Genomic DNA, 6147 nt, shown 5'->3' with positions numbered 1-6147 from the left:
GTTAAATCGGTCAATACGCATTTGCAATGGGTTGCAATTTTGAAGTGCTTTTTACTGGGCCTGGCGACGCACCTGTTGGCGGATATTTTTCTGAAAGACAGTCCGTGGCTGAGCTCGGCGGTTGGTTCTATGGGTTGGCTGATCGGCATATGGATTACCAGGGCTTTCAGGGATAAACAGAAGGCTGCAATTGCCTTGATTCACAGTCATAACGAGGATGCTGAATATAGCCTCGACCTGTTCGATCGCAACGACCTGAACATCGCCGGCGAAAGCTTTCGAGACATTCTTGATCTCGATGATGGTCTGTCCAATCCCGGGCTCGGCGATCGGAGCGGACTTGGTTTGTTCCTGAAGGGCCATGATGCTTTGACGTCCCGCGCGTGAAGTTGTCGAGGCGAGCCCAGCAAGCCGCGTGCCGGGAGCCCCGATCAGTCTTCAATGGTTTTCGGGACAAGGCAAGAATGCTTTCGAAATCGACCGGACCGGGCGCGAAAGCTCTTGTCGCGCCGGCGCGACCTTCCGAGATATGCTCCGCGCCAAAGATTCAAGGGAGGATGTCTCATGATCGATCTCTACACCGCCTCGACCCCCAATGGCTGGAAAGCCTCCATCGCGCTCGAAGAACTGGCGCTGCCCTATGAAGTGAAGCCGATTGCCCTCGCCAGGAACGAGCAGAAGGAAGACTGGTTTCTGAAGATCAATCCGAATGGCCGGATTCCCGCCATCGTCGATCGCGACGCGGATGATTTCGCGGTCTTCGAATCGGGGGCCATCCTCGTCTACCTTGCCGAAAAAACCGGCAGGCTGATGCCAACCGATGCAAAAGGCCGTTCGGTCGTCATGCAATGGCTGATGTTCCAGATGGGCGGCATCGGGCCGATGATGGGTCAGGCCAATGTCTTCTTCCGTTATTTCCCTGAGAAGATTCAGGCCGCCATCGACCGCTATCAGAACGAGAGCAAGCGTCTCTTCACCGTGCTCGACGGTCGCCTCAAGGACAGCGAATATCTCGCCGGCGACTATTCGATCGCCGATATCGCCAACTGGTCCTGGGTGCGGACGCATAAATGGTCGGGCGTCGAGATCGACGATCTGCCGCATTTGCAACGCTGGGTGGATCTCATTGCGGCGCGCCCGGCGGCGCAGAGAGGCATTGCCATTCCCGTCGACCTGAAGACACTCCAGGAAGGCGACGGCAAGGGCGCGAAAAAATTCGCCGAAGAAGCGCTGAAGATGGTGCAGCGCTAGGCGATAGCGAGCGGCGGCAGTTTCATGCAGGACGAAAAAGGGCCGCAGGGCCTGTCTGAAAGTGAAGCTGCCGCGCGACTCAAGGCGGAAGGTCCCAATCTTCTCCCGCAGCCGGACAAGCGGACGGTCCTGCGCATCGCCGTCGATGTGGTGCGCGAGCCGATGTTCGGGCTGCTGCTCGCGGCAGGCCTCATTTATCTGCTGCTCGGCGATCATGAAGAAGCGCTTATCCTTCTCGCCTTCGCGACGCTTTCCATATCGATCGCGGTCGTTCAGGAAACGCGCAGCGAACGCGTCATCGATGCGCTTCGGGATTTGACGAGTCCGCGCGCACTCGTCGTCCGCGGCGGGCGTCAGCGGCGCATCGCCGGACGCGATGTGGTGCGCGGCGACATTGTCATGCTCGCGGAAGGTGACCGCGTGCCCGCCGATGCCCGTCTTGTCTCCTGCAACGAACTTCTGGTCGACGAGGCCCTGCTCACGGGGGAATCCGCGCCGGTTCGCAAAATGGCAGCGAGTGGCGCGGTCGTCGCCATGCGTCCCGGCGGCGAGGATTTGCCGTTCGTCTTTTCCGGCACGCTCATCGTGCATGGCCAGGGTCGCGCCGAAGTGACCGCGACCGGCCCCTTGAGCGAGATCGGCAAGATCGGCACCGCCCTCGGCGGCATCGACAGCGCTCCGCCGCCATTGCGGGCGCAGACGAAGCGCTTCGTGCGCGGCTTTGCAATCGTGGGTACGCTTCTGGCGGCTTGCGTCGTCGTGCTTTATGCGCTCACCCGGCATGACTGGATCGGCGGTCTTCTCGCCGGGATCGCGATCAGCATGTCGATGCTGCCGGAGGAAATTCCGCTCGTCCTCACTGTCTTCATGGTGATGGGCTCCTGGCGTATTTCCCGAGCGCGCGTGTTGACCCGCCGCGCCGCGGCCATCGAGACGCTGGGCGCGACGACCGTCCTCTGCACCGACAAGACCGGTACGCTGACGCAGAACCGGATGTCGGTCGCCGAACTTCGCGTCGGCGATTCCGTCTACCGTCTGGATGGCGGGACGAGCGCGGCTGTTCCCGCGCCGCTCGGGAAGCTGCTCAATCTCGGCGTCCTTGCGAGTGCGCCCGACCCCTTCGATCCGATGGAGAAGGCGTTTCATGCGCTCGCCAGCACCGACAGCGACTGGACGCTCGAACACGGCTTCGGTCTCAGCTCGGAACTCCTCGCCGTCACGCAGATATGGAAGTCGCCCGACCGGCCTGGCTATATCGTCGCGGCGAAGGGCGCGCCGGAAGCAGTCGCCCGCCTCTGCGGGCTGACGCCCGACGAGACGGCCGTGATGCGCGGCTCGGTTGATGAGATGGCGACGAAAGGCATGCGCGTCCTCGCCCTTGCCGAAGGCGAGCATGAGGGGCCGTTTCCGTCATCCGCTCTCGATCTCTCCATGCGCTTTGCCGGCCTTGTCGGCCTTGCCGATCCTCTGCGGCCCGAAGCGCGCGATGCGGTGCGCGAATGCCGGGCCGCCGGTATTCGCGTCGCGATGATTACGGGCGACTATCCGGCGACGGCGCATGCCATCGCGACGGAGGCGGGGCTCGATGTTCGCGAGGTGCTGACCGGCGCGGAGATCGACGGGCTCGACGATGCGGCCTTGCGCGCGCATGTCCGCCGCGTCACCGTCTTCGCGCGCATCCTGCCGGAGCAGAAGCTCCGCATCGTGCAGGCGTTGAAGGCCAATGGCGAGATCGTCGCGATGACCGGCGACGGGGTCAACGACGCGCCGGCGCTGAAGGCCGCGCATATCGGCATTGCGATGGGCGGACGCGGCACGGATGTCGCGCGCGAGGCGGCGTCGATCGTGCTGCTGGACGATGATTTCGCCTCGATGGTGAAGACGGTGCGGCTCGGCCGGCGCATCTATGACAATCTGCGCAAGGCGATGGGCTATATCCTTGCCGTGCATGTGCCGATCGCGGGCACCGCGTTGGTGCCTCTGCTGTTCGGCTGGCCGCTCATCCTGACGCCGATCCACATCGCTTTCCTCGAGATGGTGATCGATCCGGTCTGCTCGATCGTCTTCGAGGCGGAAGGAGAAGAGAGCGACGTGATGCGCCGGCCGCCGCGTGATCCGAAGAGTCCGCTCTTTTCCAGCGGCCTCGTCGTCTGGAGTCTCGTTCAGGGCATTCTGGCGCTCGGCGTCGTCACTGGCATGTTCGCTCTGGCCATGAGCCGCGGAATGAGCGAGCCGGAAGTCCGCGCGCTCACTTTCGTGTCGCTGGTCATCACCAATATCGCGCTCATCTTCTCCAACCGCTCCTTCAGCACTTCGCTGCTGACGGCGCTCGGTGCGCGGAATCTGGCGCTCTGGATAGAGCTGGCGGCGGTTGGCTCCATCCTGGCCGTCATCCTCTTCTGGGTGCCGGCGCGGAAGCTTTTCCGCTTCGGACCGCTCCATGCCGACGATCTGGCGCTGGCCGCGGGTGCAGGGCTCGGAACCCTCGTCGTGCTTGAACTCCTGAAACCCCTATGGCGATCGCGGCTGGCGGCCTGAAAGACATCGAGCCTTGACAGTCAGGTTTCAAAGATTTAAATAATAATCATTCGCAATAAGATTGGCTTTCAGGAAGCCAGGAGCATTCCATGCGTGCCGCCAGAAAGGCTGTCGCCTTCTCGATCGTCCACTTCCTCGTCGGGCTCGCCGTCGCCTATGCGCTGACGGGGCAGGCGGCGCTGGCGGCCAGCGTGGCCCTGGTCGAGCCGGCCGTGAATGCGCTCATCCATTTCTTCTATGAGCGCTGGCACGAGGGTCATCACGGCGGCGGCGCGGCGCTGGCAGCCTGAGAGGCCCGACGCGCGCGGCCTATTTCCAAGCCCAGACGGGTTGCTCGAAATGCGCGACCCGCGTCGCGCGGCCCTGCAGCGCCACTTCCCTGAATTGATAGAGCACGGCGGCCGTCGGCGCATGCACATGCCGCTCGCCGAGAAGTATGCGGATCACAGGGCGGTCGCTTTCCGGAATGGTAAGGAAGACCGGCGAGTCCGGTCGTTCCAGTTCGGCGAGACGAAAGGGATGGATCGATTCCACCTCGCCGGGATTGGGCTTCATCGCCGCGAGGCTCTCGACCCAGACGATGACGGGCGTGATGAGATAGCCCGACCGGGTCGGGTAATCGTCGAGCGTGCCGAGCACGGCCGCGCGATCGGCGCGCAGCGCGATTTCCTCTTCAAGCTCGCGCAACGCGGTTTCGATGGCGGTTTCGCCCGCATCGAGGCGTCCGCCAGGCAGGGCCCATTGGCCGCCATGCGCATTGAGCCGCGGCGCGCGGCGCGTCAGCAGAAATCCGGCGCCCTCTTCATGCGGCGCGATAACGATTGCGACGGCGGCACGCTTCAACTCTCCCTGCGTCGCGGCTTCAAGGGTGAAGTCCGCGAGCCGCTCGCCGATTTTTTCCCGAAGCGCGCTGTCGAAAACATGGGTCATGTGCATTTCTAGCATGGCTTGGGAATGGGCACGTCTGTTTAACATATGAGCAAGTTGCGTTGCTCCAGACGCAACGGATGTTGACTTTTTTGACGCCGAACTGATGAATATATTAAACAGCCCTCCGCAATTTAGCCTCGGCGGGATATTGGATGGACGCGGGCGCGGCGGTAGATTCGCACTTGAGCGGATGGCAGCCCCCGCCGTCCCGAACCCCTCAAGAGGCTTTCCATGCGTATCGGCGTCCCCAAGGAAATCAAGGTCCATGAATATCGCGTCGGCATGACGCCCTCGACCGTACGCGAGGCGGTCCATCACGGACATGAAGTGCTGGTACAGAAGGGCGCGGGTTTCGGCATCGGGCTTTTCGACGAGCAATATGCGGCGGCGGGCGCGAAGCTCGTCGACACGGCGGAAGAAATTTTCGCCAAGGCCGAGATGGTCGTGAAGGTGAAAGAGCCGCAGCCTTCCGAATGGAAGCAGCTCCGCGAAGGGCAGGTACTCTTCACCTATCTGCATCTCGCGCCCGATCCGGAGCAGGCGCGCGGGCTGATGGAGTCGGGTGTCATCGCGATCGCCTATGAGACGGTGACGGATGCGCGCGGCGGGTTGCCGCTGCTGGCGCCGATGTCGGAAGTCGCCGGACGCATGTCGATCCAGGCAGGCGCACATTGCCTCGAGATCGCGCAAGGTGGCCGTGGACAGTTGCTCGGCGGCGTGCCGGGCGTGCCGGCGGCGAAGGTCGTCATTCTCGGCGGCGGCGTCTCGGGCACCAATGCGGCGCGCATGGCGATGGGTCTCGAAGCCCATGTCACCGTCATCGACCTCAATCTTCATCGCCTCTATGAACTCGACATGCAGTTCGGCCCGAGCCTCAACACGATCTACTCGACGGTCGACGCGATCGAGGAGCATGTACTTGGCGCCGACCTCGTCATCGGCGCGGTTCTGGTGCCGGGCGCGGCAGCGCCGAAGCTCGTCTCGGAAGAGATGGTGAAGAGAATGAAAAAGGGTTCGGTGCTGGTCGACATCGCCATCGATCAGGGCGGATGTTTCGCGACCTCGCATGCGACGACCCATGCGGAGCCCACCTACATCATGCATGACGTGGTGCATTACTGCGTCGCCAACATGCCGGGCGCGGTGGCGCGCACCTCGACCTTCGCCCTCAACAACGCGACGCTGCCCTTCACGCTGGCGCTCGCCGACAAGGGCCATGCAAAGGCGCTGGCGGACAATCCGCATCTCCTTGCCGGTCTCAACGTCTACAAGGGCAAGATCACCTATCAGGCCGTATCGGACGCGTTGGGCGTTGCCTATGTGCCTGCCGCCCAGGTTCTGGCCGGCTGACGAGCCCATTTGCCGCTTCGTGTGTGCCAAATTTAAACAGTAATTAACCATATGTGCCCCATTCTTCTCTCCGTCAGG

Annotated in this window: 6 protein-coding genes; 5 read left to right on the top strand and 1 reads right to left on the bottom strand. The window is 62.8% G+C overall.

What is annotated here, in order from left to right:
* From VMR03_RS12760 to VMR03_RS12745, 4 genes are all read left to right on the top strand, one after another.
* A partial coding sequence (locus VMR03_RS12760) for a hypothetical protein (protein ID WP_325405788.1) occupies nucleotides 1-387 on the top strand: 387 nt, incomplete at its 5' end.
* 177 nt (nucleotides 388-564) lie between these two features.
* On the top strand, nucleotides 565-1251 hold the full coding sequence (locus VMR03_RS12755) for a glutathione S-transferase family protein (RefSeq protein WP_325405786.1): 687 nt from the start codon (nucleotides 565-567) through the stop codon (nucleotides 1249-1251).
* A gap of 24 nt (nucleotides 1252-1275) precedes the next feature.
* Entirely contained in the window at nucleotides 1276-3789 is a 2514-nt protein-coding gene (locus tag VMR03_RS12750) for a cation-translocating P-type ATPase (protein WP_325405784.1), read from the top strand.
* An 89-nt stretch (nucleotides 3790-3878) separates the two neighbouring features.
* Nucleotides 3879-4079, top strand: coding sequence for a DUF2061 domain-containing protein (locus tag VMR03_RS12745; protein WP_325405782.1), 201 nt, complete (start codon nucleotides 3879-3881; stop codon nucleotides 4077-4079).
* A gap of 19 nt (nucleotides 4080-4098) precedes the next feature.
* On the opposite strand, the gene VMR03_RS12740 is transcribed toward VMR03_RS12745, so the two are convergent.
* Nucleotides 4099-4719, bottom strand: coding sequence for a CoA pyrophosphatase (locus VMR03_RS12740; protein ID WP_325405780.1), 621 nt, complete (start codon nucleotides 4717-4719; stop codon nucleotides 4099-4101).
* Between the two features lie 231 nt (nucleotides 4720-4950).
* On the opposite strand from VMR03_RS12740, the gene ald reads away from it, so the two are divergent.
* A complete protein-coding gene (ald, locus tag VMR03_RS12735) occupies nucleotides 4951-6069 on the top strand; it encodes an alanine dehydrogenase (protein ID WP_325405778.1) in 1119 nt (372 codons plus the stop codon).
* Nucleotides 6070-6147: the final 78 nt, after the last annotated feature.

It is taken from the genome of Parvibaculum sp. (assembly GCF_035511255.1).
Classification (GTDB): Bacteria; Pseudomonadota; Alphaproteobacteria; order Parvibaculales; family Parvibaculaceae; genus Parvibaculum.
This window is presented reverse-complemented; position numbering and strand designations above follow the sequence as displayed.

Excerpts from the sequence above, each read along its gene's own strand:
- VMR03_RS12755 (WP_325405786.1), top strand. The coding sequence starts at position 565 with ATGATCGATCTCTACACCGCCTCGACCCCCAATGGCTGGAAAGCCTCC.
- VMR03_RS12750 (WP_325405784.1), top strand. The coding sequence starts at position 1,276 with ATGCAGGACGAAAAAGGGCCGCAGGGCCTGTCTGAAAGTGAAGCTGCC.
- VMR03_RS12745 (WP_325405782.1), top strand. The coding sequence starts at position 3,879 with ATGCGTGCCGCCAGAAAGGCTGTCGCCTTCTCGATCGTCCACTTCCTC.
- VMR03_RS12740 (WP_325405780.1), bottom strand. The coding sequence starts at position 4,719 with ATGACCCATGTTTTCGACAGCGCGCTTCGGGAAAAAATCGGCGAGCGG.
- ald (WP_325405778.1), top strand. The coding sequence starts at position 4,951 with ATGCGTATCGGCGTCCCCAAGGAAATCAAGGTCCATGAATATCGCGTC.